The 23,863-nt window shown below is 72.2% G+C and carries 27 protein-coding genes; 14 read left to right on the top strand and 13 right to left on the bottom strand.

The features are described from left to right. Positions 1 to 29 precede the first annotated feature (29 nt). Both ACPXB1_RS14020 and ACPXB1_RS14025 read left to right on the top strand, forming a co-directional pair. Complete coding sequence (locus ACPXB1_RS14020) at positions 30 to 683, top strand: ArsR/SmtB family transcription factor (protein WP_053656827.1); 654 nt, start codon at positions 30 to 32, stop codon at positions 681 to 683. Next, entirely contained in the window at positions 680 to 1,936 is a 1,257-nt protein-coding gene (locus ACPXB1_RS14025) for an MFS transporter (protein WP_053656829.1), read from the top strand. Before ACPXB1_RS14020 ends, ACPXB1_RS14025 begins: the two co-directional genes overlap by 4 nt. A 37-nt stretch (positions 1,937 to 1,973) precedes the next feature. On the opposite strand, the gene ACPXB1_RS14030 is transcribed toward ACPXB1_RS14025, so the two are convergent. The 3 genes from ACPXB1_RS14030 to ACPXB1_RS14040 all read right to left on the bottom strand — a co-directional run bounded on the left by ACPXB1_RS14030 (position 1,974) and on the right by ACPXB1_RS14040 (position 3,710). Beyond that, positions 1,974 to 2,669 (bottom strand): alpha/beta fold hydrolase, encoded by a 696-nt coding sequence (locus ACPXB1_RS14030; protein WP_053656831.1) that lies wholly within the window; start codon positions 2,667 to 2,669, stop codon positions 1,974 to 1,976. Positions 2,670 to 2,806: 137 nt separating this feature from the next. Next, positions 2,807 to 3,187, bottom strand: coding sequence for a VOC family protein (locus ACPXB1_RS14035; RefSeq protein WP_053656833.1), 381 nt, complete (start codon positions 3,185 to 3,187; stop codon positions 2,807 to 2,809). 100 nt (positions 3,188 to 3,287) lie between these two features. After that, positions 3,288 to 3,710 carry an MmcQ/YjbR family DNA-binding protein gene (locus tag ACPXB1_RS14040; RefSeq protein WP_053656836.1) on the bottom strand — a complete coding sequence of 141 codons (423 nt, stop codon included), beginning with the start codon at positions 3,708 to 3,710 and terminating at the stop codon, positions 3,288 to 3,290. A 153-nt stretch (positions 3,711 to 3,863) separates the two neighbouring features. On the opposite strand from ACPXB1_RS14040, the gene ACPXB1_RS14045 reads away from it, so the two are divergent. Continuing rightward, positions 3,864 to 5,666 carry an acyl-CoA dehydrogenase gene (locus tag ACPXB1_RS14045; RefSeq protein WP_425735372.1) on the top strand — a complete coding sequence of 601 codons (1,803 nt, stop codon included), beginning with the start codon at positions 3,864 to 3,866 and terminating at the stop codon, positions 5,664 to 5,666. A gap of 12 nt (positions 5,667 to 5,678) precedes the next feature. On the opposite strand, the gene ACPXB1_RS14050 is transcribed toward ACPXB1_RS14045, so the two are convergent. Both ACPXB1_RS14050 and ACPXB1_RS14055 read right to left on the bottom strand, forming a co-directional pair. Then, complete coding sequence (locus tag ACPXB1_RS14050; RefSeq protein WP_197281562.1) at positions 5,679 to 5,855, bottom strand: hypothetical protein; 177 nt, start codon at positions 5,853 to 5,855, stop codon at positions 5,679 to 5,681. Positions 5,856 to 5,949: 94 nt separating this feature from the next. Beyond that, positions 5,950 to 6,666: a spermidine synthase gene (locus ACPXB1_RS14055; protein ID WP_053656840.1), complete on the bottom strand. Its 717-nt coding sequence runs from the start codon at positions 6,664 to 6,666 to the stop codon at positions 5,950 to 5,952. Positions 6,667 to 6,793: 127 nt separating this feature from the next. Between ACPXB1_RS14055 and eccB the strand changes: the two genes are divergently transcribed. Beyond that, a complete protein-coding gene (eccB, locus tag ACPXB1_RS14060) occupies positions 6,794 to 8,170 on the top strand; it encodes a type VII secretion protein EccB (RefSeq protein ID WP_053656842.1) in 1,377 nt (458 codons plus the stop codon). Between the two features lie 18 nt (positions 8,171 to 8,188). On the opposite strand, the gene ACPXB1_RS14065 is transcribed toward eccB, so the two are convergent. The 4 genes from ACPXB1_RS14065 to ACPXB1_RS14080 all read right to left on the bottom strand — a co-directional run bounded on the left by ACPXB1_RS14065 (position 8,189) and on the right by ACPXB1_RS14080 (position 12,081). After that, on the bottom strand, positions 8,189 to 8,794 hold the full coding sequence (locus ACPXB1_RS14065) for a class I SAM-dependent methyltransferase (protein WP_053656972.1): 606 nt from the start codon (positions 8,792 to 8,794) through the stop codon (positions 8,189 to 8,191). Positions 8,795 to 8,867: 73 nt separating this feature from the next. After that, the gene (locus tag ACPXB1_RS14070; protein WP_053656844.1) at positions 8,868 to 9,734 is read right to left on the bottom strand and encodes a carbohydrate ABC transporter permease; all 867 of its coding nucleotides are present in this window, start codon (positions 9,732 to 9,734) and stop codon (positions 8,868 to 8,870) included. Beyond that, complete coding sequence (locus ACPXB1_RS14075; RefSeq protein WP_053656846.1) at positions 9,734 to 10,690, bottom strand: carbohydrate ABC transporter permease; 957 nt, start codon at positions 10,688 to 10,690, stop codon at positions 9,734 to 9,736. The genes ACPXB1_RS14070 and ACPXB1_RS14075 overlap by 1 nt, the downstream gene beginning before the upstream one ends. Then, entirely contained in the window at positions 10,687 to 12,081 is a 1,395-nt protein-coding gene (locus tag ACPXB1_RS14080; protein WP_425735373.1) for an ABC transporter substrate-binding protein, read from the bottom strand. Before ACPXB1_RS14080 ends, ACPXB1_RS14075 begins: the two co-directional genes overlap by 4 nt. A 115-nt stretch (positions 12,082 to 12,196) precedes the next feature. Here ACPXB1_RS14080 and ACPXB1_RS14085 point away from each other — a divergent pair, with 115 nt between their 5' ends. From ACPXB1_RS14085 to ACPXB1_RS14100, 4 genes are all read left to right on the top strand, one after another. Beyond that, positions 12,197 to 13,234 (top strand): zinc-dependent alcohol dehydrogenase, encoded by a 1,038-nt coding sequence (locus ACPXB1_RS14085; RefSeq protein ID WP_425735374.1) that lies wholly within the window; start codon positions 12,197 to 12,199, stop codon positions 13,232 to 13,234. Next, positions 13,235 to 14,056, top strand: a complete 822-nt coding sequence (locus ACPXB1_RS14090; RefSeq protein WP_053656851.1) for a sugar phosphate isomerase/epimerase family protein — start codon at positions 13,235 to 13,237, stop codon at positions 14,054 to 14,056. Then, positions 14,053 to 15,390, top strand: coding sequence for an MGH1-like glycoside hydrolase domain-containing protein (locus ACPXB1_RS14095; protein ID WP_425735375.1), 1,338 nt, complete (start codon positions 14,053 to 14,055; stop codon positions 15,388 to 15,390). Before ACPXB1_RS14090 ends, ACPXB1_RS14095 begins: the two co-directional genes overlap by 4 nt. Positions 15,391 to 15,532: 142 nt before the next feature. Then, the gene (locus ACPXB1_RS14100; protein ID WP_053656855.1) at positions 15,533 to 16,153 is read left to right on the top strand and encodes a DUF2267 domain-containing protein; all 621 of its coding nucleotides are present in this window, start codon (positions 15,533 to 15,535) and stop codon (positions 16,151 to 16,153) included. Positions 16,154 to 16,266: 113 nt separating this feature from the next. On the opposite strand, the gene ACPXB1_RS14105 is transcribed toward ACPXB1_RS14100, so the two are convergent. Both ACPXB1_RS14105 and ACPXB1_RS14110 read right to left on the bottom strand, forming a co-directional pair. Next, the gene (locus ACPXB1_RS14105; RefSeq protein WP_355628662.1) at positions 16,267 to 17,583 is read right to left on the bottom strand and encodes a hypothetical protein; all 1,317 of its coding nucleotides are present in this window, start codon (positions 17,581 to 17,583) and stop codon (positions 16,267 to 16,269) included. A gap of 52 nt (positions 17,584 to 17,635) precedes the next feature. Beyond that, entirely contained in the window at positions 17,636 to 18,151 is a 516-nt protein-coding gene (locus ACPXB1_RS14110; RefSeq protein ID WP_425735376.1) for an NUDIX hydrolase, read from the bottom strand. A 62-nt stretch (positions 18,152 to 18,213) separates the two neighbouring features. Here ACPXB1_RS14110 and ACPXB1_RS14115 point away from each other — a divergent pair, with 62 nt between their 5' ends. Beyond that, entirely contained in the window at positions 18,214 to 18,705 is a 492-nt protein-coding gene (locus ACPXB1_RS14115) for a type II toxin-antitoxin system PemK/MazF family toxin (RefSeq protein ID WP_053656860.1), read from the top strand. 96 nt (positions 18,706 to 18,801) lie between these two features. On the opposite strand, the gene ACPXB1_RS14120 is transcribed toward ACPXB1_RS14115, so the two are convergent. Continuing rightward, entirely contained in the window at positions 18,802 to 19,455 is a 654-nt protein-coding gene (locus ACPXB1_RS14120; protein WP_053656974.1) for a GGDEF domain-containing protein, read from the bottom strand. Positions 19,456 to 19,719: 264 nt separating this feature from the next. Between ACPXB1_RS14120 and ACPXB1_RS14125 the strand changes: the two genes are divergently transcribed. Together ACPXB1_RS14125 and ACPXB1_RS14130 are read left to right on the top strand one after the other, a co-directional pair. Beyond that, positions 19,720 to 19,959, top strand: a complete 240-nt coding sequence (locus tag ACPXB1_RS14125) for a DUF397 domain-containing protein (RefSeq protein ID WP_053656862.1) — start codon at positions 19,720 to 19,722, stop codon at positions 19,957 to 19,959. 139 nt (positions 19,960 to 20,098) lie between these two features. Continuing rightward, on the top strand, positions 20,099 to 20,986 hold the full coding sequence (locus ACPXB1_RS14130; protein WP_157552628.1) for a helix-turn-helix domain-containing protein: 888 nt from the start codon (positions 20,099 to 20,101) through the stop codon (positions 20,984 to 20,986). Here ACPXB1_RS14130 and ACPXB1_RS14135 read toward each other — a convergent pair. Then, complete coding sequence (locus tag ACPXB1_RS14135; protein ID WP_425735377.1) at positions 20,974 to 21,387, bottom strand: winged helix-turn-helix transcriptional regulator; 414 nt, start codon at positions 21,385 to 21,387, stop codon at positions 20,974 to 20,976. The genes ACPXB1_RS14130 and ACPXB1_RS14135 overlap by 13 nt on opposite strands. A gap of 76 nt (positions 21,388 to 21,463) precedes the next feature. On the opposite strand from ACPXB1_RS14135, the gene ACPXB1_RS14140 reads away from it, so the two are divergent. From ACPXB1_RS14140 to ACPXB1_RS14150, 3 genes are all read left to right on the top strand, one after another. Continuing rightward, on the top strand, positions 21,464 to 22,396 hold the full coding sequence (locus tag ACPXB1_RS14140; protein WP_053656868.1) for an NADP-dependent oxidoreductase: 933 nt from the start codon (positions 21,464 to 21,466) through the stop codon (positions 22,394 to 22,396). A gap of 81 nt (positions 22,397 to 22,477) precedes the next feature. Continuing rightward, on the top strand, positions 22,478 to 23,542 hold the full coding sequence (locus ACPXB1_RS14145) for a LacI family DNA-binding transcriptional regulator (RefSeq protein ID WP_425735378.1): 1,065 nt from the start codon (positions 22,478 to 22,480) through the stop codon (positions 23,540 to 23,542). A 2-nt stretch (positions 23,543 to 23,544) separates the two neighbouring features. Continuing rightward, entirely contained in the window at positions 23,545 to 23,748 is a 204-nt protein-coding gene (locus ACPXB1_RS14150) for a hypothetical protein (protein ID WP_355597260.1), read from the top strand. The last annotated feature ends 115 nt before the right edge of the window (positions 23,749 to 23,863 follow it).

Consider the following 23,863-nt stretch of genomic DNA (forward strand, 5'->3'; position numbering starts at 1 on the left):
GGCCTGATCTGAGAGACTACTCTCGAAATATGTCTCTCAAGAACCCGTACGGGGATTTCGAGATCACCGAGCCGCAGGCGCTGCGGGCGTTGGCGCATCCCGTCCGGCTCGCCATCCTCGACCGGCTCCAGCGGCACGGCCCGGCAACCGCCACCGGGCTGTCGCCGCACGTCGGCGCGACTCCGTCGGTGGTCAGCTGGCATCTGCGGCACCTCGCGACGTTCGGCCTCGTCACCGACGCGCAGGCGGTTCCGGGGGCCGCCAGCAAGCGGGAACGCTGGTGGCAGGCCGCCGCCCGGGGCTTCCGGTTCGCCCTGCCCGACGACGCCGAAGGCCAGGCCGCCGGCCGGCAACTGCGCGGCGAGATGTTCGCCCGCGCCGCCGAGGCGCCACAACAGTGGCTGCTGCACGACGAGCCCCGCCTGGACGACGCGTGGCGCGGGGTGGCAGGCCTCGCCGACACCCAGTTCGTCGCCACAGTCGAGGAGCTGCGGCACCTGGAAGAGGCGATCGAGGAGCTGCTCGCGCCGTACGTGCGTCGCAAGGACGACGACACACAACCCGCAGGCGCGCAGCTCGTCCGGATGCTGCGCTACCTGCTGCCCGAGCCCGGCGACCCGGGAGCGGCGCAGGACGATTCCGAGGTGGCGCAGGGCGAGCCCGGCGAGCCTGCGGCGTCATGACCGCCGTCGATGCCGTACCCGCACCGGTCCTGCACCGCGACCGGCGGTTCCGCACCTTCTGGATCGGCGAGACGGTCTCCCAGTTCGGCGACCGGATCAGCGAGCTGGCACTGCCGCTGATCGCCGTCTCCTTCCTCGCGGTCACGCCCGCGCAGGTCAGCGTCCTCACGGCACTGATCTGGCTGCCCAACCTGCTGGGCCTGTTCCTCGGCGCGTGGGTCGACCAGCGCACCCACAAGCGGCGAATCCTGATCATCGCCGACCTGATCCGCGCGGCGGTGCTGCTCAGCCTGCCGGTGGCGTACCTGTTCGACGCCGTGACCCTCACCCAGCTCTACCTGGTCGCGCTGCTCACCGGCGCCGGGGCGGTGTTGTTCGCGATGGCGCACCAGGCGTTCTTCGTGGCGCTGGTACCGCGGTCCTCCTATGTGGACGCGACAAGCAAGCTGAGCATGAGCCGCTCGCTGTCGTTTATCGCCGGACCGGCCGTCGGCGGGGGACTGGTCCAGGCGATCACCGCGCCGATCGCGATCGTCGTCGACGCGCTGTCCTTCCTCGGCTCCGCCCTGCTGCTCGGCCGAATCCCGGTCACCGAGACGCCCCCGCCGCCGCGCCGGACGTCCACTCTTGCCCTCGTCCGCGAAGGGCTCGTACTTGTCTTTCGCCACCCGGTGCTGCGCGCCGCGCTCGGCTGCACCAGCACCGTCAACTTCTTCACGTTCATCGCCGCCGCGCTGCTCGTGCTGTATGCCAGCCGTGACCTCGGCCTGTCAGCTGGCGCCATCGGCATCGCGTTCGGCGGCGGCGCGCTCGGTGGACTGGCCGGAGCGGCGCTGGCCCCCCGGGTGTCGCGCGCCATCGGTCTCGGCCGCACCGCGATGATCGGCGTGGTGCTGTTTCCCGCGCCGCTGGCACTGACCGCGCTGATCAGCGGCCCGACCTGGGCGAAGGTGGCCATGCTGGCGGCCATCGAGCTGGTCTCCAGCGTCGGGGTGATGCTGATGGACGTCAACCTCAACGCCCTGCTCACCGCTGTCACGCCCGACGACGCGCGGGGCCGCCGGGCCGGTGCGTACAGCGCCGTCAACTACGGGATCCGACCGCTCGGCGCGCTTGTCGGTGGCGCGCTGGGCACGACCATCGGGCTGCGGCCGACACTTGTCGTCGCCGGCCTGGGCGGCATACTCGCGGTCCTGTGGCTGCTCGCGTCGCCGATCCGTCACATCATGACCATCGACGAACAGGTGGCCTGACCGGCCGAGGTCCGGCTGGTGGCGGTGGGGGCCGGGGTCAGCTGGTCTGCTCCAGCAGCAGCCGGGCCAGCTCGGCGGGTTGCGAGAACATCGGCCAGTGGCCCGTGTCCATCGTGACCAGTCGCCAGTGGCCGCTTGCCACCAGCTCGGTGACGGTGGCATTGGGCTCAGGGCCGTCGAGCAGGCACTTGACGTACGTCGCCGGCAGCTCGCTCAGCGGCCGGTTCAGCACGGCCGGCTCGGCCAGCGTCGCGCCCGGGTGCGGGGTGGAGCCCTCGACCAGGCGGGCGATCTGCCCGTCGGTCAGCCCCTGACCGTCGAAGTCAGCCACGCCCAGCGGTGGCCAGTAGCCGTCGTTGTCGGCGAGCTGCGACGCCAACGCCTCAGGCCCCTGCCACCAGCCCGATACGAACGACTCACCGTCGACAGGCACCTCCGAGTCGACGAAGACCACCCGGGTCAACCGGTCGCCGATCCGCTCGGCGGCCTGACCCACCGGGATCCCCGAGTAGCTGTGTCCGACCAGCACCACGTCACGCAGGTCGCGTCGCTCGACCTCGCCGACGATGTCCTGGACGTGGGTCTGCTGCCCGGCGGGCAGACCCCGCTTCTCGGCGAGGCCGGAGAGGGTCAGCGCATGCGCCTCGTGGCCGGCCGCTCGCAACGGCGCCACCACCTCGTCCCACGCCCACGACCCCAGCCACGCACCCGCCACCAAGACGAAATCAGCCATGGCCGAGACCCTAACGCCGACCTGCGACAGTCGATGGCCCGTGGCCGTAGCCCTTGCGCGCCCCGCCCGCCCGGCGCGTGCAGCTGTCGTCGCATCGCCACCCCCGCAGCCTGGGCCTGCGGCCTCGCCTCAGCCCGTCACGGCCAGGTACGGGCCTCGGCCGCGAAGACCTCCGCAGGACTCTCCACCGGCAGTACGCAGAGCAGGTGCCCGCCGGGCGCCCGCAGGATGCGGCACTCCTGCCACTGGGTCACCTCATTGGCCCCCAGGCCGATGAGGCGGGCGGTCTCGGCCGGTACGTCGTCGGTTTCGATGTCGATATGGAAGCGCGGCGTGTCGTCCACCGACTGGACGGCGGTGACCAGCCCTGGCACGGCTCCGTGTAGGCCGACGAACTGCGGCTCGGCGGGATGCGTGCGGGTGGGCGCGCCCAGCGCGGCCGACCAGAACTGCGCGGCCTGTTCGGCCTCCGCCCGTGGTGTGTCGATCAACAGCGCGTACAGGCGACTTCGGTGCATTGAGGCAACCTATCGCCGTCGCCGCCGCGCTGCTCGCCCTCGACAGCCGGCCCGCCGTGCCGGCATGGCCCGACGGGGCTGTCGTGTTTGTAGTCGGGGATCAACCGGGCGGCGGACCGGGACGGTCGACCTGTGCCGCGAGCCGCTTCGGCGCGAGGAGGCAGTAGCTCTCGGTGAGCAACTCGGCCACCTCGTCCCAGGCCGTGTCGTCGTCCACGACCATGCCCAGCACGGTCGGGCCCCAATCGGGCTTGTAGAACGGATGCCCACTCGCCACGAGCCCGGCGATCTCGTCAGGTGGCGAGCGGAAGATCAGCAGGCAGGCCGGCGAATCCGCGTCGGCGGCGCGCGCGTGGGCCGGCTGGCGGGCCGGATCGACGGTCAGCACATGGGCGAAGGTCCGTTTGCGGATCCGCCAACGGGTGCCCACCCAGGCCGGCTCCTCATAGCTCTCCGGCAGCCCGAGGCAGATCGGCCGGAGCCGGTCGAGGACGTCGGGACTGACATCTCCGGGTTTGGTCACGGTCGGTGACGCTAACCGCCAGGTGTGACAATTCCCGCTCGTCGATGTGCGCCGACCGGCTCCGGCGGTGTGGTGCGCGCCCGCCGGATCCGCCAGGATGGGGCCGGAGCCGCCCACCCACCGGCCTGCCGTCCGCGCCCACCGAGGAGTGCCGTGCCGTCCACCCTGCTCTCACGCCGCGACCTGGACTTCCTGCTGCACGACTGGTTGCGGGTGTCCCACCTCGTCGAGCGTCCCCGCTACGCCGAGCACTCCCGGGAGACGTTCGACGACGCGCTGGACCTCGCCGAGCGGGTCGCCACCGAGCAGTTCGCCACGCACAACCGGGCCGCCGACCTCGCCGAGCCGACGTTCGACGGGCAGCGGGTACGGCTCATCCCGCAGGTCCGCGCCGCGTTGGACAGCTTCGCCGAGACCGGTCTGCTCAGCGCCGGGCTGGACGCCTCGGTCGGTGGCCTCCAACTGCCGCACGCCGTTGCCGCCGCCTGCTTCGCCTGGTTCCAGGCTGCCAATGTGGCCACCTCGGCGTACCCGATGCTCACCCTCGGCAACGCGAACCTGTTGCTGGCCCACGGCAGCGCGGAGCAGGTCGACACCTACGTGCGGCCCATGCTGGAGGGCCGGTTCTACGGCACCATGTGCCTGTCCGAGCCGCACGCGGGCAGCTCGCTCGCCGACATCACCACCCGCGCCGAGCCACAGCCGGACGGCACGTACCGGCTGTTCGGCACCAAGATGTGGATCTCCGGCGGTGATCACGAGCTGGCCGAGAACATCGTCCACCTGGTGCTGGCGCGAATCCCCGGCGGACCACCCGGGGTGAAGGGCATCTCGCTGTTCGTCGTACCCAAGGTGCTCGTCGGGCAGGACGGGACGCTCGGCGACCGCAACGACGTGGTGCTCGCGGGCCTCAACCACAAGATGGGGTTCCGGGGAACCACGAACACCCTGCTCAGCTTCGGCGACGGCGGGCACACCCCGGGCGGTAGCCCCGGCGCGGTCGGCCACCTGGTCGGCACGCCACACCAGGGGCTCGCCCAGATGTTCCACATGATGAACGAGGCCCGGATCGGCGTCGGCGCCGGCGCCACAGCCCTGGGCTACACCGGCTACCTCAAGAGCCTCCAGTACGCCCGGGAGCGGCCGCAGGGCCGGCCCGTCGGCGCGAAGGACCCGACCACGCCACAGGTGCCGATCATCGATCACCCGGACGTACGGCGGATGCTGCTGGCGCAGAAGAGCTACGTGGAGGGCGCGATGGCCCTGGTGCTCTACTGCGCCCGGCTGCTCGACGAGCAGCAGACCGCCCAGGAGCAGGCCGACCGCGAGCGCGCACACCTGCTCCTGGACGTGCTCACCCCGATCACCAAGAGCTGGCCGTCGCAGTGGTGCCTGGCCGCCAACGACCTGGCGATCCAGGTGCTCGGCGGTGCCGGCTACACCCGCGATCACGACGTGGAGCAGCACTACCGGGACAACCGGCTCAACCCGATCCACGAGGGCACCCACGGCATCCAGGCGCTGGACCTGCTGGGACGCAAGATGACCATGCACGGCGGCGCGGGTCTGCTCCTGCTGACCGAGACGATGGGGGACACCGTCACCCGGGGCCGCAAGGCCGGAGGGGAAACCGCCGAACTGGCCGACCGGTTGGCCGGCGCGGTGGACCGGATCGTTGCGGTCACCCGTCGACTGTGGGCCGACGGTGACCCCGTGCTCGCCCTGGCCAACGCCAGCGCCTACCTGGAGGCGGTCGGGCACGTGGTGATCGCGTGGATGTGGCTGGAGCAGTGGCTGGCGCTGCCGCCGGACGGGGGCGGGGACGCGTTCCACGCCGGCAAGCGGCAGGCGGCCCGCTACTTCTTCACCGTCGAGCTGCCCCGCACCGGCCCCCAGTTCGACCTGCTGGAGAGCCGGGACCGGACCACGCTCGACATGCGCACGGACTGGTTCTGAACGGCAGCCGCCTCACCGTCGACGGCTCTGGTGGTGCATGGCCTGCCGTCCCTTGACCACGCCCCACACGATCACCGCGACGAGCGCGATAAGCCCGATGATGACCAGCCAGCGGACGGCTTCGAGGAGCAGCCCGAGCAGGATGAGCACGCCGGCCACCACGGCGACAACCCAGAGCATGGCACGCATCTCGACCTCCCGTGACCGGCCCGCCTACGGCGGCGACTCCTGATCTTCTTCCCAGGCCGGGCGGCAGTATGCGCAACGGGGCGCAGAAGTCGGCTCAGGCCGCCATGCGGGCGACGTAGACGGTGTTTGCGGACTGGCCCCCGGTCAGCGGGTTGGCGAACGGCACCACGTGCGCCCGCGCGGTCGCGAACACCTCGGTGAGCGCGGCCGTGAACTCGGCGTCCGGCGGATCGTCCGACCAGAGGGCGAAGACGCCCTCCGGGCGCAGCAGCGCGGCGAGCCTCCGCAGCCCGTCCGGCGTGTAGAACGGGGCATGGCTGGGGTGCAGCACGTTGCGGGGTGAGTGGTCGACGTCGAGCAGCACGGCGTCGAACCGCTGATCCGGCGCGGTGCGAAATCCGGTGTCGTCGGCCACCGAGGCGAAGAAGTCGGCGCGTACGAAACGGGTCCGTGGGTCCTCGGCGAGTCCCGCCGCGAACGGCAGCAGCCCGCGACGATGCCAGTCGATCACGTCCTCGATGGCCTCCACCACCAGTAGTGACCGCACCCTCGGGTCGTCCAGCGCGGCGCACGCCGTGTAGCCCAGACCGAGGCCGCCGACCACCACGTCGAGCGTGTCACCTGTCAGCTCGGCCAGGCCCAGCCGTGCCAGCTCGATCTCCGCGACCGGGAACAGGCTGGACATCAGGTACTCGTCGTCGAGCTTGACCTCGTACACCTCGACCTGCAATGCCGGGTCCCGGCGGCGACGCAGGCTTATCGCTCCGATCGGGGTCTCCCGCCAGGCCAGCTCCTCGAAACGCGCGCCCATTGGTGCCTTCCCGCCGCCGGATTCGTCCCCGGATGCTACCGCTCGGGCGATCCTCGGCCACGCAGGGTCCGCGGGACATCGACGCAACGCATATTCTGTGGCCGGCCGATCCAGCGGAGGGACCTTCATGCCGTCGCGGCAGGACCAGCTGCACTCCTACCAGTTCAGCGTCCAGCGGGCGGTCGCCGCCCTTGTCATGCGGGAGACCGACCCGGCGCAGTCACCGTTTCGACGGCTCGCGGGGGCGGCTCTGGCAAGCGTTCTGGTCGCGGCGATCGGGCTTGGCGGCTTCGCGCTGTACGGCCTGTTCGCCGGCGGTGGCAAGGGCTGGCGCGATCCGGGCGCGGTGATCGTGGAGAAGGAGTCCGGCGCCCGCTTCGTCTACCGCGACCAGCGGCTGCACCCGGTGCTCAACTACGCCTCGGCGCTGCTGATCGTCGGCGCGGACCAGTCCAGGACCGTGCTGGTGTCCCGCCGCTCGATCGACGGCGTGCCGCGCGGGCTGCCGTTGGGCATCGCCGACGCACCGGATTCGTTGCCGGCGCCGGGACGGCTCGCGACCTCGCCCTGGACGGTCTGCTCGTCGATCATCGGCGGCGACGAGCCCCGCTCCGCGCTGCTGATCGGCACCGAACCCGTTGGCGGCCGACCGCTGGGCGACGACGCGTTGCTGCTGCGCCACCCGGACGGCGGCCTGCACCTGGTGTGGCGCCAGCGCCGCTACCTGGTCCGCGATCCCAGCCGGGTGCTGGCGGCGCTGGCCACCACGAGCGCCCGGGCGGTGCCGGTGGCGCCGGCCCTGCTCAACTCGCTGCCCGCCGGCGTCGACCTGGCCCCGCTCGCGCTTCCCGGCGTAGGCCGTCCGGCAACGGGGGTGCCGGGCGCGACGATCGGCCACGTCTTCCTGGTGCGCAACTCCGGCGGCGGCAGGCAGTACGCGGTAGCCCTCGACGGCGGGCTTGCCGGCATCACCGAGTTGCAGGCCGGGCTGCTGCTGGCCCGCACCGGTCAGGGCGAGCCGGAGCCGATGACGCTCGGTCGGTTCGCCGCGCTGCCCACGATGCCGGACCTCGCGCCCAGCGGCCCGACCGCCCCACCGCCGGCGCCACCCCGACTCGCCGCCGCCGACGGCCCGGCGGTCTGCACCCGCGTCGGCGACGACGGCGGTGCCGGCGAGGTGCGCTGGGGCGTACGCCTGCCGGACCTGGCCGCCGTGCCGCGTACCGCGCCGGCCGGCGGTGCCGTGCTGGCCGACCACGTGGTGGTGGAGCCGGGTCGCGGCGCGGTCGTCGAGGCCGCCGCGGCGCCGGGAGCGTCCGGCGGCGCGGTGTCCGTGGTCACCGACCTGGGCCGGCGGTACGTCCTCGCCGACCGGGAGGTGTTGGCGATGCTCGGCTACCGGGACGTGCCTCCGGTGCGGCTGCCCGCCGGCCTTGTCAGCCTAGTGCCGGCCGGCGCGACCCTGGACCCGGCCGCCGCGCGGGCGGTGGCGGCCCCGGCGTGATCCAGACCAACCCGGGTGTCAGCTGGCCGGGCGGCGTAGCACGCTGACGGCGAAGTCTGCCTCGTCGCGCCACGGGCGCAGGTCCCAGGTGGCGAAGCGGTGCTCCAGGCGCAGCCCGGCGGCGACCGCGTCGGCGTCGAACGCTGTCAACGGGTAGCCGCGCTCGGTGCCGAAACCCACCGCCAGCACGCCGTCCGGGCGCAGGTGCCCGGCGATCCGACGCAGCACCTCCGGCTCGGTGCCGACGGCGACGAACGCGAGGACGTTGCCGGCGAGCACTGCGGCGTCGAACGGCTCGACCTCGCCGAGCGCCGGAAGGTCCAGTTCGGCAAGGTCGGCGACGAGCCAGCGCGGACCGGGGTAGTCGGCCTGGGCGGCCTGCACCAGCGCCGGGTCTGCGTCCACGCCGACCACGGTGTGGCCCCGCGCGGCCAGCGCGGCACCGACGCGGCCGGTGCCGCTGCCGGCGTCGAGGATCCGCGACCCGGGCGCGACGAGGGTGTCGACCAGACGGGCCTCGCCGGCCAGATCGGCCCCCTCTGCGGCGAGTTTGCGGAACCGGTCGATGTACCACTGCGAGTGCTCCGGACCGGTGTCGGTCGCCCAGCGGGTCGGGTTGGCCATACCGGTCACGGTAGCCGGGCCGGCCGGGTCGCCACCGGCGACCCGGAGCAGCCGGCCCGGCAACCGTTGCCGCTCAGCCCTTCTCCGCGCCGCTGGTAAGCCCCTCGGTGAGCAGCCGTTCGCTGGCGAAGAACAGGATCACGATGGGCAGGGTGAGCACCACCGACCCGGCCATCAGCACCGTCTTGGGCACCTCCACGCCGTCGGCGAGCAGGGACAGCCCGAGCGACACCGTCCACCTGTCGGGCTTGTCGACGAGGAACAGCAGGGCGAAGAGGAACTCGTTCCAGGCGATCATGAAGTCGTAGAGCGCGACCGCCATGATCGACGGCGCGGCGAGCGGCAGGCTGACCCGGCGGATGATGCCGAGCCGACCGGCGCCGTCGATGGCGGCGGACTCCTCCAGACTGACCGGGATCGTCTCGAAGTAGTTCTTCAACATGTAGACCGAGACCGGCAGCGTCTGCGAGATGTAGACGAGCACCAGCCCGAACAGCGAACCGCGCAGCCCGGCCCTGGTGAAGACCACGAACAGCGGGATCGCGATGACGATCGACGGAAACAGGTAGACCGCGAGGAACAGGAAGTCGACCTGCCGCCTACCGAAGAACCGCAGCCGGGCCACCGCGTACGCGCCGGGGATCGCGACCAGCAGCGTGAGCACTGTCGCCGCGACGGCGACCAGGCCGCTGTTGCGCATGAAGGTGAGGAAACCCTGGCCGCCGTCGTCGGTGGCCTTGAGCACCTCGGCGTACGTGGCGACGGTCAGCTCACCGAAGCCGACCACCAGCGCGCCGGGGTCGAGCAGCAGACGCTCGATGGGGCGTACCGACAGCACCAGCATGTAGTAGAAGGGGAAGACGGTGACCACCAGGAACGCGGCGATCACCAGGCGGCGCAGCCAGCGCAGGCTCACCGTCTCGACGACGTCCCTGTCCATCAGCCGACCCTCCGTCCGAAGAACCGCAGGTAGATCAGCACGAACACGATGAGCACCACGGCCAGCACGACCGCCTGCGCGGCGGCGGCGCCGATGTCGGTACGCGCGGTGAGGAACTCGTACACCCGCACGCTGACGACCTCGGTGCCGGCGGCCCCGCCGGTCAGCAGATAGACGTCGTCGAACTTGTTGAACGTCATGATGAAGCGCAGCACCCCCAGCAGGGCGATGACCGGCAGCAACTGCGGCAGCAGGATGTGCCGGAACCGTTGGGTGGGTGTGGCGCCGTCGACCCGGGCGGCCTCCTCCAGCTCGCCGGGCACCGCCTGGAGGCGGGCAAGCAGGAACAGGAAGGCGAACGGGAAGTACCGCCACGCCTCGAACACGATGACGGTGGCGAGTGCTGTCGATTCCTGGGACAGGAACGGCACGGGCGCGTCCCAGCCCAGCAGGCGCTGCCCCCAGTCGTTGACGATGCCGAGCTGCGGGTCGAGCATCACCTGCCAGACGAATGTCACGGCGACCACCGGCGCCACGTACGGCAGCAGCATGGACGCCCGGACCAGCGTCCGGCCCCGGAAGGGCCGGCGGACCACCAGGGCCGCGACCAGGCCGAGCACTATCGACCCGACGGTGCCGCCGATGCTGTAGAGAAGCGTCACCCACAGCGTCTCGGCGAAGCCGGGGGTGTGCAGCACCCTGTCGATGTTGTCCATCGTGAACTCGCCGAACAGCCCGGTCTTGCGCAGGGTGGCGAGCCGGACCCGCTGGAAGGCGAGCACCACGGTCCAGACGATGGGGATGCCGATGACAGCGATCGTGACGAGCAGCGTCGGCGCGACGAGCGCCAGCCCGGCCCGGGATTCACGGCGGCGCAGTGTAAGCGGCCGGCGCTTCGGCGGTGCCGGCCGCTCCCCGGTGGGGGAGCGGCCGGTGTCGGGCGCGGTGGTGGTCAATTGACGCCCGCCTTGATCGCCTCGACGTCCTTCCTGGCCCGGCCGGCGGCTGCCGCCGCGTCGGACTTGCCGCCGATGAGGTCGCCCAGCACCTCGGGCACCGGCAGCTCGCCGAGCATCGCGCCGACCAGCTTGCCCTGCCCCTGGCTGAGCCCCCACCGACCGAAGGTGTCCGGGCTGCGGCGCAGGGTGGCGAGCACCTCGTCGCCGTACACATCGGCGAGGGGTTTCTTGGTGTCCACGCCGGCCTGGCTGATGTTCCACGCGGTCAGGTACGCCTCCGGCTGGGCCGGGGTGCCCTTGCGGACCGGGAAGCGGCCTTCGGGGGACATGCCGAACCAGCGGGGGTAGCCGTCGCCGAGCATGTACTCCACGAAGGACTTCGCCGGATCGGCAGCCGCGCCGTCCAGCACCGCCCACGAGCTGATCTCCCCATACTGGGCCGGTTCGGTGCCGTTCGGGCCCTTGATCGCGGTGACGAACCCGCTGTTCTTCGCGAGGAACGCCGGATCGGCCTGGCACTGCGGGCAGGTCGGCTTGGCGTCGCTGCGCAGCCCGGCCAACTCGTCGAGGATGAACGGCGACCAGATCACCATTGCCGCCTTACCCGCGAAGTAGGTGGCCCGCGTGGTGTCGACGTCCTGCGCGCCCTTCACCGAGCTGGTGCGGATCAGGTCGCCGTAGAAGCGGAACGCCTCGACGCACTGCGGCGAATCGAGGGTGATACCGCCGGAGTCGTCGGTGAGCTGGCAGCCGTTTGCCAGCGCCAGGTGCTCGAACGTCTGCTGGGTGAACACGTCGCTGGGCGCCGTCGCCGCGGTGATCCCGGCGACGCCGCCGGTGTTCAGCTTCGCCGCGGCGTCGGTGATCCGCTCGTACGTGTCGGGGGCGGGCAGGCCGGCGGCGGCGAACAGGTCCTTGCGGTAGACGAGCAGCTGCCCCCAGCCGTCGCTGGGCACGGAGAGCTGTTTGCCGTCGTCGGCGGTCAACTCCAGCGCCCGGGGGGAGAACGTCTGCCTGCCCAGCTTGTCGACGACCTCCGCGTTCGCCGAGGCGTGCAGCAGCTCGTTGCCCGCGAGCGTACGGATGCCGGCCAGGGACACCGAACCGACCACGTCGGGTAGGTCGCCGGCGGCGGCGTTGGCGGCGATCAGGGACGGGAACTGGTCCTCGTTGACGGTGACCAGGTCGACCTGGATCCCGGTCTTGGCGGTGAAGTCCGCGATGATCGCCTTGGTGGCGGTGACCCGGTCGGCGACGTCTTCCAGACTCCAAACAGTGATCTTTTTGCTGTTGCTGTCGGATCCGTCGTCCCCGCAGGCCAGCAGTGTGGACGCGGTCAGTGCCAGGATCAGGGTGGTGGCGAGTATCCGCCTCGGAGGTGCTGACATCGGTGGCACTCCTCTCGAAGGGTACATGCCGGATTCAACCCCTTCGATTGATCAATGACAAGACATATAGCGATTTTTTGCTATCCTGGAGCCCAGTGCTACCGGGATGTGACACATGGGCAACTGGGTCGTCTCCCTCGCCGGGCCTCGGCAGATCAGCCTCGAGCCCTGCCCGCCGGATCCGCTCGGCCCCGGCCAGGTCCGGGTCCGTACCTGCTACTCGGGCATCTCGGCCGGCACCGAGCTGACCCTCTACCGCGGCAGCAACCCCCGGCTCAGCAAAGACTGGGACGACGCCGCCCGGATGTTCGTCCCTCGGCAGACCCCGGTGCCCTACCCGCTGATCGGGTTCGGCTACGAGGAGGTCGGCGAGGTCGTCGAAGTCGCGCCGGAGGTCACCGACCGGCACCCGGGGCAACTGGTGTGGGGCATCTGGGGGCATCGCGCCGAGGCCGTGCTCGCCGCCGACGCCGTCCGTCCACTGCCCGCCGGCCTGGACCCGCTGGCCGCGGTCTTCGCCCGACCCGGCGCCATCGCGCTGACCTCGGTGCTCGCCGCCGACCTGCACCTCGGCGACTGGGTGGGCGTCTTCGGCCAAGGCGTCATCGGCCTGCTCGCCACCCGCCTCGGCGTACTCTCCGGCGCCCGGGTGGTGGCCGTCGACCGGGTGCCCACCCGCCTGGAGTACGCCGCCCGCTACGGCGCACGGACCACTGTGGACGCCAGCGTCGCGTCCGCCGCCACAGTGCTGCGTCAGGCCACCGGTGGCCGGGGCGCGGACGTCTGCCTGGAGCTGTCCGGGGCGTACCCGGCGCTGCACGAGGCCATCCGGTCCACCGCACACGCCGGCCGGGTCGTGGCCGCCGGCTTCTACCAGGGCCAGGCCGACGGGCTCGGCCTCGGCGAAGAGTTCCACCACAACCGCATCCAGTTGGTGGCCGCCCAGGTCTCCGGCCCCACCCCCGCGCCGAGCATGGCCGGCCGGTGGACAGGCGATCGGGTGGCCCAGACCTTCATGGAGCTGGTGGCTGAGCATCGGGTCGACCCGTTGCCGCTGGTCAGCCACATCGTCGACGCCAGCGCCGTCGCCGACGCCCTCGCGCTGCTCGACAGCGGCGCCGGTGACGTCCTCCAAGTGGTGTTGAGGTTCTAGATGACCACCATCGCGCTCGCCTGCCAGGAACAACTCCTGCCGGGCACCGACCTGATCCAGAAGTACGCTCTCGCCACCGCCCTCGGCTACCAGGGCATCGAGCTGCGCGGGCGCGGCGACGGCGCGTTCGCCCGCCGGCTGCCCGAGCTGCGCCGCGCCCGCGCCGCAGGGGTGGTGATGCCCACCGTATGCGTCGAGATGGACCACTTCATCGGCGACTTCGACCCCGCCCGGTCCGCCGACGCCGTCGCCAACCTGCGCTCCCAGCTGTCGGTGATCGCCGAGCTGGGCGGCGTCGGGGTGATGACCCCGGCGTCGTGGGGGATGTTCTCCCGCCGGCTGCCACCGTTCGAGCCGCCGCGCCCGCCGGCCGGCGACCGGCTGGTGCTCCTCGACGCCCTCGGCGAGTTGGGCGAGCACGCCCGGGCCGAGGGGGTCACCCTCTTTCTCGAACCTCTCAACAGGTACGAGGACCACATGGTCAACCGCCTCGACGAAGCGGCAGCCCTCTGCGCGGCGGTCGGCGTGCCATCGGTCCGGGTGGTCGCCGACACCTTCCACATGAACATTGAGGAGGACGACGTGCACAGGGCACTGCGTGCCGCCGCGCCGTACCTCGGGCACGTGCAGGTCAGCGACTCCAACCGCTACCAGCCGGGTGCCGGGCACCTGGACTGGCCGGCGCTCGTGCGAACCCTCCTGGAGCTTGACTACCGGGGGTGGCTGGCGTTGGAGTGCCGCCTGCGCGGTGACCCGGTCCGGGCCCTGCAACAGGCCGCCACGGTGCTGCGACACGCGCTGCCCCGGCGGGCCGCGGCATGACCGCCGCCCCGACCCGCACCGGCGGGCCGACCGACCTCGGCGCGCTGCGTCAGCTCGCCGTCACCACCCTCGACGCCAACTGGGAACACGACCACACAGTGCCGTCGCGCACCCTCTACCCACACCAGTGGAGTTGGGACTCGGCGTTCATCGCGGTCGGCCTGGCCCACGTCCGCCCCGAGCGGGCCTGGCGGGAGCTGGCAAGCCTCTTTCGGGCGCAGTGGGCCGACGGGCGGGTGCCGCACATCGTGTTCAACCCCGCGCTGCGCGTCGGCGCGTACTTCCCCGGACCGGAACTGTGGCGCTCCACCGACGCCCAGGGGGCGCCCGCCGGGCACACCTCCGGCCTGGTCCAGCCGCCGGTGCACGCCCTCGCCGCGCTGCTGGCGTACCGGAGGGCACCCGAGCCGGTCGGCCTGGCCGCCCTGCATGAGCTCTACCCGGCGCTTGTCGCCCAACAGCGCTACCTCGCCGACCGGCGGGACGTGGCCGGCGACGGGCTTGTCTGCATCGTGCACCCGTGGGAGTCCGGGCTGGACAACAGCCCCGCCTGGGACGACCCGATGGCCGCCGTACCCGCCGAGGCGGCGGTGATGCGCGCGTACCGTCGGCACGACACCGCGCACGCCGACGCCGCGCACCGCCCCACGGACCTCGACTATGCGCGCTACCTGGCGATCGTCGCGGCCTACCGCGACCACGGTTACGCCGACCGCGCGCTGGCCGACCACCCCTTCCTGGTGGAGTGCCCGCTGTTCAACGCGGCGTTCGGGGCCGCCGAACACGCCCTCGCCGAGATCGCCGCGTTGATCGGCGCCGACCCTGGGCCGCACCGGGTCCGCGCGACCCGGATCACCGAAGCATTGGTACGTCGGCTGTACGACCCGGCGACCGGCACCTTCCAACCCCGCGACGTGCGTGCCGGACGGCTGCTCGGTGCGCGTACCGTGCTCGGGCTGACGCCGCTGATCCTGCCCGACCTGCCCACCGCACAGGCCGACGCGCTTGTCGTCGAGGCCCGCTCGGCGCGCTTCGGGGTGGCCGCGCGGATGGACCGCCCGCTGCCCAGCCACGACCGGACCGCACCCGACTTCGAGCCGCTGCGCTACTGGCGCGGGCCGAGCTGGCTGAACATCGGCTGGCTGGTGCGGCGCGGGCTGCTCGCGCACGGGCACCCCGAGCTGGCGGCTGGGCTGCGCCGGTCGATGATCGGGCTGGTCGCCGGGGCGGGCTGCCACGAGTACTTCCACCCGGACAGCGGCGCCGGCCTGGGCTCGGCGGCGTTCGGCTGGACCGCCGCGCTCGTGCTCGACCTGCTCGCCGACGAGGTGTAGCCCTCCGTGTCGGCCCTAGCGACGGCGGCCAGCGCCGTTTGCCGGCACCGGCGACGGTGGCCCGCGCTGGCAGCGTCCTTTGCCGGCACCGCCTGCGCTGGCAGCGCTGTTTGCCGGCACCGGCCGTGGGTAACCGCCGGGCGTGACCGACAGCGCGGGCGGCAGCGGGTTTCCGCACTTCATCGACGCGGTGTCCCGACGGTCCGGCCTGCCGACCGAGCAGGCCGCCGCCCTCGCCCGCGCCGTACTCCAGACGATGGCCGAACGCGTCACCGGCGGTGTGCCCGACGACCTGGTCGGGCACCTTCCGGACCAGGTGGACGGCTATCTGAACGACTTCGCGCCGCCCCCGCCGTCGGATGTGTCGCGCCCGCCCTCTGACGTGCCGGGCCCGTCCTCGGATCTGCCCGGCTTGCCTTCGGATCTGGCTGGCCTGCCCTCGGATGAGGTCGGGTTGGCCAACGGCCCGGCCGGTGGTGTCGACGGGGCGGGTGCCGGCGTCGACGGGTTCGACTCCGGCGTGGGTCTCGAAGTCGGTGGGCCTGCTGTGCCCCCGCCTCAGGTGGACGCCGGACCGGCGGAGTTCCTCCGCCGGGTGGGTCAGCGCGCCGGGGTGGACCCGGCTACCGCACGGGCCGGCACCGGGGCGGTCTTCGCGACCCTGCGCGAGACGGTGACCGTACGGGAGTTCCGCGACATGGTGGCACGACTGCCAGGCGATGGCGACGCCACGACCGGCCCGCCCACTCTGCCCGACATCTGACGCCCTGGGCTCGCGGGTAGATCCACTCGGGCTTCTTGGAAATCGCGGTATCCAAGGCCCTTGGATACCGCGATTTCCAAGAAGCCCGAGTGGATCGTGGACGGCGAACGCCGTCAGGCGCCGGATAGGTCCTCGGGCTCGGCGACCCAGGCGGAAAAGACCGGCACCCCGTGCCACGACGAGCCCCCGGCGCCGCCCGCTCGGGTGTCGGTGGCTACGGCCACCACGGCGTAGGGGTGGCCGAAGCGCAGCTCGGCGATGCGTGCCACGCCCTCCGGCGGAAGACTCACCGTCCCGAACATGCCGGTCACCGCCGCAGCCTCGAAGCCGTACCGGTCGTAGCGGGCCATCGCCACCTGCCGCGCCTCGAAGCCCCGCACTGGCTGGCCCAGCGCTCGTGCCAGCGCCGCCGTGGCGGCCGGGAAGCCCAGCGACTCGGGGGTCAGGTCATGGTCGCTGCGGGCCGACCAGCAGGGAAGCACCGCGCTGTGCCGCTCTTCGCGGCCGTCGCGGGCCCGGGTCCGTACCTGCTCCTCCCGAATCGTCCACAGGGGAGTATCGCCGAGCGGGAGGTCGAACAGGGACCGGCGTCCGTCCGGTTCGGCGCCGTCTACCAGGCCGGCGCTGAGGTGGTACGCGGCGGCCAGCACGTCCGCCGGTGGCACCTCCGGCGCGGCGGCGACTGAGAGCACCACGAGCCCCGCCCCGTCGGCTGTCTGCGCCGGCGCGGCATGCATGATCACGTCACCGGCCCGCGCGGTCGTCACGATGGCGCACCGGTGGCCGTGCCCCGGGCTGCGCAGGATTCGGCGCAGGTCACGCGCCCAGACGCTGCCGGGGCCGAGCGTACGGGCGTCGGCTACCTCGAACGGCTCGGCCCACGAGATCCGCGTGGCGAGAGCACTGGCGAGGGCGAAGACAACGTCCGGGCTGACCTTCAGCGGGAAGGTCTCGATCAGCCCGTCGGTGTGCTCGCGCGCCCACGCGTCCAGCCCAGCCTGATCGGGTAGCGCACCCACCTCGGTCGTCGCGGGCAACGCCGCCCGCCACCCGGCCGTACCGTCGAGGTTCTGACCCGGTCGGTGCCACAGCGCCGTTGCGGACGCGACCAGCGGATGCGGCGTGTCCAGCAGCGCGCGGGCGACCCCCGCCGCGGTGAGCAGGTCCGTGCCCAGAGCCGCCGCCAGCCGATCGGCTGCCGCCTCAGATCCGGCCGTCGAGTCGGAACTAACCGCCGGGTAAGAGCCACCTGCCGGGTCGGGGCTGCTCGTTCGGTCGGAGCTCACCGCCGGGTCGGGGTTGGCCGCTGCCGCGCTGAGGGCGAGCAGCAGCCAGGCGCCGAGCGGGGAGGCGACGTGGTGCCGGTCGCCGATCGTGGTGTGCAGCCGCTCGGCGTACGCGGACAGCGGCCCGTGCAGGTCGGTCGTCATGCCCCCACTCTGCCTGCCGCGCTCCGGTCCGGCATCCTCACCGGCGGTCGGGTCACGACCACAGCTCGAACGGCTCGTCGATGCTCTCGCCGGCCAGAAACGGCGTGATCAGCTCAGGGAGCCGGCCGGGGTAGAACCGCCTGGAGCTGGCAACGACCTCCGGCAGCGGCCACCATCGGAAGCCGAAGTAGTCCTCCCGCTCGTAGTCGAGCCGGTGTGCCTCGTCCACGTCCGGCCCCGGCCCGGCCAGCCGCACCGCGACGACCACCTCGTCCTGGACGTGACGCAGCTGTCGGTGCAGGAAACTCGCTCGCCGTCGCCAGGTCGGTGCACCCACCTGGTCGCCGGTGACCACGATGCCGGTCTCCTCGCGCAGTTCTCGGACGGCGGTGTCGCGGTACGTCTCGCCGGGGTCCATGCCGCCGCCGGGCAGCTCCCACCAGGTGCCCAACCGTGGATGGTCCGGGTCGCGGGTGTGAAACAACAACACCCGGTCGTCGGCGTCACAGACCACCACACGTACCGCGCGCCGCTCCCACACCGGCAGGTCGTCGGGCAGGTCGCTCATCGGGCCAGTCTGCCGCAGCACCGGCTCCGGGCGCTCGGACCGGGGCCGGTAGGCTGCCCGCCGTGGCTGGTCTGTTGAGGAACGTGGCGCAACGCATCTCCCGGGTCGGCGCGGCGATCCCGTCGCCCCGACGGTCCGGGCCGGCTCCCGCACGGGTGGCCCGTCCCCGGCAGGTCAGCGCGTTGCAGCGGCGGGAGCTGACGTACGCCCCCGAGCAGGACGGCCACGCCGACCCGGGGGAGATCGTCTGGACCTGGGTGCCGTACGAGGACGACCCTCGTCAGGGCAAGGACCGTCCGGTGCTGGTGGTGGGACGGCACAGCAGGACCCTGTTCGGGCTGATGTTGTCCAGCCAGAGCGACCGGGACGGGCAGCGGCACTGGTTCGCGCTCGGCCCGGGCGAGTGGGACCGGGACAACCGGCCCAGTTGGGTCCGGCTGGACCGGGTGCTCACCATGCGCGAGGACAGCATCCGCCGGGAGGGCGCCGTGCTGGACCGGCCCCGGTTCGACCGGGTCGGGCAGGCGCTGCGCGCCGGCTACGGCTGGCGCTGACCGTACGCCGGTAAAGGTCGACCCCGGTAAAGACCAACCGCAGTAAAGACCGACCCCGGTACAGCCGCCGGCTTGAGCGTCCAGGCGCGGGTACGGTCAGCGCTCCACGAGGCGGGTACGGTCGGTGAGTTGGTGGGCCGGGCGGGCGCCGGAGAGGCTCTTCGCCTGGTACATGGCCGCGTCGGCGCGGCTGAGCGCCTCGGTGAGCTGGGCGGGGCCGGTCACCGGGGCGAGCCCGACGGAGGCTGTGACCCGGACGCTGCTGCATCCGCTGAGCCGGATCGGTGCGGCGACGGTTTCGCTGAGCCGGCGGGTGGCGTGCTCGATCCAGCGCCGGTCGACGGTCGGGCTGGCGAGCAGGCCGGCGAACTCGTCACCGCCGAGGCGGGCGACGAGGTTGTCCCCGGCGAAGCCGGCCAGGCGGTCGGCGACGCTGATCAGCACCTGGTCGCCGGCGGCGTGCCCGTACCGGTCGTTGATCTGCTTGAAGTCGTCGAGGTCGAGCACGATGGCGATCAGCGGCTGGCCGGCGGCGTCGGTGAGGAGCGCGGCAGCGAGGCGGTAGAAGGCACGCCGGTTTGGCAGCCCGGTGAGTGGGTCGTGGCTGGCGGCGTGCCGTTCGGCGGCGAGCTCGGCCTGGAGGTGCTCGATCTCGGCCTCGGCGCGCAGCGCCCGGCGGCGCAGTTGCCAGGATGACAGCAGCGCTCCCGCCGCACAGATGCCGGAGGCGACGCTCATCGGATCCGGCACGAGACCTCCCATCGCCGCGACCGCCTCCAGCCTCGGTCGACGCGGCGCGGTGCCGCGTCGGGCCCATTTCTCCCCGTTGGTGCCCACAGTGGGGTCACTCAAAGTGAACGGATAAGCACCGTTCACGTGCGTTATCATGCTCGCCGTCCGGTGCAGATGCAATAGCAGATGCACGTGCATACGTCCGATGTCGATACCGCACCCTCGCCGTCAACCGCTCCTCCCACGGGCACCGGCGGGCTCGTGAGCAGAAAGACGCCTCCCATGCAGCAGCCACCCAATGGCGTTCCGATCCATCAGTTGCCCCCGCTGAGCTGGCTGAAGAGCCGTCGCAGCAACCCCAGCGGCAACTGCGTCGAAATCGCCGAACTGCCCGGGGGAGCAGGCATCGCCGTCCGCAACTCCCGGCACCCGGAGGGACCGGCGCTGATCTACACAGTGGACGAGATCGCCGCCTTCGTACTCGGCGCCCGCGACGGCGACTTCGATCATCTGATCAACTGAGCGCTCCGACAGGCCGGTCCCGGGAACGGGACTGATTCACCGCTCCGGAGGAGTTCATCTCACCGACGGTCCATGGCATGCTTACACGTCGGCCGGGCCGGATGCCCGACCAAGTGGTCGGTATACCGGAGGCCCGCACGTGACGATGGTTCCCGCCGAGGGCGGCCCGACAACGGGGCCGACAGTGCTGCGCATGTTGCTCGGTGCCCAACTGCGCCGGCTGCGGGAGGCCAGCGGGGTGACCCGCGAAGGCGCCGGCTGGGAGATCCGCTCGTCCGAGTCGAAGATCAGTCGGATGGAGCTGGGTCGCGTTGGTTTCAAGGAACGCGACGTGGCCGACCTGCTCACCCTGTACGGCGTCACCGACGGGCAGGAGCGTGAGTCGCTGCTCAAACTCGCCCGGGACGCCAACAGTCCAGGGTGGTGGCACCGCTACGGCGATGTCCTGCCCAGCTGGTTCCAGTCCTACCTGGGGCTGGAGGCTGCGGCGGCGCTGATCCGCAGCTACGAGGTGCAGTTCGTGCCCGGCCTGCTGCAAACTCCGGAGTACGCCCGCGCGGTCGTCCTGCTCGGGCACAGCGCGGCGGACGTGGCCGAAATCGATCGCCGGGTGGCGTTGCGGATGCAGCGCCAGCAACTGCTGCGCCGCGATCGTCCGCCGCAGCTCTGGGTAGTGGTGGACGAGGCGGCGCTACGCCGGCCGATCGGTGGCGTCGAGGTGATGCGTGGGCAGCTCGAGGCGCTCATCGAGGCGACCAGGTCGCCCCACATCCGACTCCAGGTCATCCCGTTCGCGGCCGGCGGCCACGCGGCGGCCGGCGGCGCCTTCACCATCCTGCGCTTCGGCGACCAGGAGCTGCCCGACATCGTCTACATCGAACAGCTCACCAGCGCCCTCTACCTGGACAAGCGCGACGACCTCGACTACTACGCCGTCGCCATGGAACGGCTCTGTGTGGAGGCCGAACCGCCGGAGCGCACTCCGGAAATCCTCGGCCGGCTGCTGAAGGAGGCCTACCCGCACTGACGCGTGCCCGCGTCGTCGTAGCGGGCTCGGGCCTCGTGCACCTCGGCGATGTGCGTTTCTGCCCACGCCTTGATGGCCCGTTGCACGGGCAGCAGGCTCTCGCCCAGCGGCGTCAGCTGGTAGTCGACCCGGGCCGGCACGCCAGCGGTCACCGTCCGGCTCACCAGGCCCTCGCGCTCCAGTTTGCGCAGAGTCTGGGTGAGCATCTTCTGACTGGCCCCGGCGACGGTACGGGCCAGCTCACTGTGCCGTAGCGGCCCGTCGGCAAGTGCGCTCACCACGAGGGTCAGCCACTTGTCGCTGAGCGTCGCCAGCACCTCGTGACCGGGGCATTCGGCCAGGAAGGCGTTGTAGCGACGCCGTTCCCGCTCGCGTCGTTCGTCGGCGGTCATGGTGGCCATGGCGTACCTCCCGGTGCCCAGGGCACCCGAAGGTGCCTCCTTCCCGCCGGAGACTAGCGCTCCTAGCGTCGCCGGTATGAGAGCTGTGATCGTCCGCCGGTTCGGCGGCCCCGAGGTCCTCCAGATCGCCGACGTGCCCCGACCGGAGCCGGGGGTCGGCCAACTGCGGGTACGCGTCGCCGCCGCCGCGGTGAACCGGATCGACCTGTCCACCCGCAGTGGAGCGTTGAGCGCGGCGGGCCTGCTGCCACCGCTGCCGGTCGTGGCGCTGGGCTGGGACGTCGCGGGGGAGGTGGACGCGATCGGTGCGGAGGTGCGGCGGTTCGCTGTGGGTGACGCGGTGATCGGGCTGCGGGACGTCCTCTCCGCGCCGGGTGCCCAGGCCGAGTGGGTGGTGCTGGACGAGGACGCGGTCGCGGCAGCCCCGCGTACCGTCGCCGCGGAGGTGGCGGCGACGCTGCCGCTCATCGGTCTCACAGCGGCGCGGTCACTCGCCCTCACGGGACTGGACGCCGGGCGGACGCTGCTGGTCACCGGGGCGGCCGGCGGGGTGGGTGGTCTGCTACTCGAACTGGCGGCGCTGCGCGGTGTGCGGACCGTAGCGGTGGCCGACCCACGGGACGAGGAGTTGGTACGCGGGCTGGGCGCCGACTGGTTCGTGCCGCGTACGGACCGGTTGGGCGCGGCGGTGCGCGCAGTGGTTCCAGGTGGGGTGGACGCGGTGGTCGACGCCGCGGTCGTCGGCGTCGCGGCGCACGAGGCGCTGCGGGGCGGGGGAACGTTCGTGGCGCTGGTGGCGCCGTTCGCCCCACCGCCGTTGCGGGCCACCCGGGTCGTCGTTCAGGAGGTCTGCGCCGACGGCGCCCGGTTGGCGGAGTTGTCAGCGCTTGTCGACAGCGGCCAGTTGAGCCTGCGACTGGCCGACCGGTTGCCGCTGGCCGAGGTGGCGGCGGCGCACGAGCGGCTGGCCGCCGGAGGTCTGCGGGGGCGTCTGGTGCTGGTGCCCTGAAGGGTCGCTATTGACCGACGCCGACGTGTCACGCTAATCTCTGGATCGATACAGTTCTGAATCGATCCAGAGGGGTGCCGGGTGAGGCCAACACTGCAAGCCGTCGCGGAGGCCGTGGGTGTCTCCCGCAGCACGGTGTCCAACGCCTACAGCCGCCCCGACCAGCTCTCCGCCGCCCTGCGCGAGCGGATCCTCGACGCCGCCCGGCAGCTCGGCTACCCCGGTCCCAACCCCACCGCCCGCTCCCTGCGTCGCGGCTTCGTCGGCTCGATCGGGGTGCTGTTCACCTCGCAACTGTCGTACGCCTTCACCGACCCCTTCGCGGTCCGCTTCCTCGCCGGGGTCGGCAGCGCCGCCGAACGGCACGGCACCAGCATGCTGCTGGTGCCGCTGCCGCCTGCCCAGACCGACGCCCGGCGGGCGGTGGAGAACGCCGCCGTCGACGGCTTCTGCGTCTACTGCGCCGCCGACGAGGAATGGGCGCTGGACGTGATCCGGGAGCGTGGCCTGCCGTTCGTCACCACCGCGGCCCGCGAGGACGCCGGCCCCGACGACCGGTTCGTCGGCATCGACGAGCGCGCGGCGGCCTACCGCATCGCCGCGCACGTGGCCGGCCTCGGCCACCGCCGGGTCGCCCTGCTCGCCGACGCCGTGCTGCCCGACGCGTCGACCGGCCCGGTCACCCTGGCCGGGGCGGACGAGGTGTGGCATCCGACCACCCGCGACCGGCTTGCCGGCTTCGCCGACGCGTTCGCCGAGGTCGGCGTCGGCTGGGGCGAGTTGACACTGGTCAGCGCTGCGGGCAACAGCCGGGCCGCAGGAGTCGCCGCCGTCGCCGGGCTGTTCGACGGGCCCGCGCCGCCGACAGCCGTGCTGGCCGGCTCGGACGTGCTCGCCCTGGGCGTGCTCGACGCGCTGGCCCAGCGGCCGGGTGGCACCGACCCGCCGGTCTCGGTGACCGGTTTCGACGACGTTCCCGAGGCCGCGACCGCCGGCCTCACCACCGTCCGGCAACCGGCCGAGGAGAAGGGCCGGATCGCCGCCGAACTGCTGCTCGACCCACCCACGGACCCCGCAGCCGGTCACGTGCTGCTGCCCACCGCACTCATCGTCCGGTCCTCCACCGGACCTGTCCCGAGGAGTTGATCATGGAATTCCCGACCGGATACGTCACCGCTCTCGACGCCATGAGCCGACACGTCAACTCGGCCCGACCGGACGCCCCCGTCCAGGCCGAGCGGACCCGCCGGGCGCTGCTCGCGCCGACCCGGCAGGCCGCTGCCGGTGCCCTGCACCGGCTCGCCGACCGGATCCAGCCGCGACCGGTGCCGTCCACCCCACGCTGCTCCTGACCTGCCCGCAAGGCCCGGTGCCACCCGCACAACACCCCATTTCGGTACGCCGGGAACGGGCGGGTCGGCACCGGGCGGCGCGGGTGGTCGAGTGGGGAAGGGCCAGGCAGACTGG

It is taken from the genome of Micromonospora sp. DT68 (assembly GCF_049847245.1).
GTDB classification, from domain to species: Bacteria; Actinomycetota; Actinomycetes; order Mycobacteriales; family Micromonosporaceae; genus Micromonospora; species Micromonospora profundi.